Origin of the sequence: Micromonospora arborensis (genome assembly GCF_003205615.1) — a bacterium.
GTDB classification, from domain to species: domain Bacteria; phylum Actinomycetota; class Actinomycetes; order Mycobacteriales; family Micromonosporaceae; genus Micromonospora; species Micromonospora arborensis.
Genome location: NZ_PYBV01000010.1, coordinates 4,583 through 4,910, shown reverse-complemented (window position 1 = coordinate 4,910; position 328 = coordinate 4,583). Strand labels below are relative to the sequence as shown.

At 73.5% G+C, this 328-nt stretch carries 1 protein-coding gene; it reads right to left on the bottom strand.

Annotation, left to right across the window (positions count from 1 at the left end; genetic code table 11):
• Nucleotides 1–19 precede the first annotated feature (19 nt).
• Nucleotides 20–328 (bottom strand): ATP-binding protein (locus C7C45_RS07640; RefSeq protein WP_244200283.1); only part of this gene is annotated, 309 nt, incomplete at its 5' end.

The window sequence follows — 328 nt, the reverse complement described above, 5'->3', positions numbered from 1 at the left end:
GTCACCGCCGGCCGCCGGCTCACGACGCGTCGAGAACTGTCTCCGGGTCCTTCTCGACGGCCGACGCTGGCAGCAGTAGGCACACCCGTAGTCCGTGCTGCTCCTCCGCGTCGGTCAGGGTGATGCTGCCGCCGGCACGTCGCACCAGTTCCCGGACGATGGCCAGCCCCAGGCCGGCGCCGCCGTCGTCACGAGCCCGGCCGTCATCCAGTCGGGTGAACCTGTCGAACACCCGATCCCGGTCCGCCACCGGGATCCCCGGGCCGTCGTCGGTCACCGTCACCAGGTGGTACGACCCGGCACCCGGCCGCGGTGCCGCCTCGGCGGC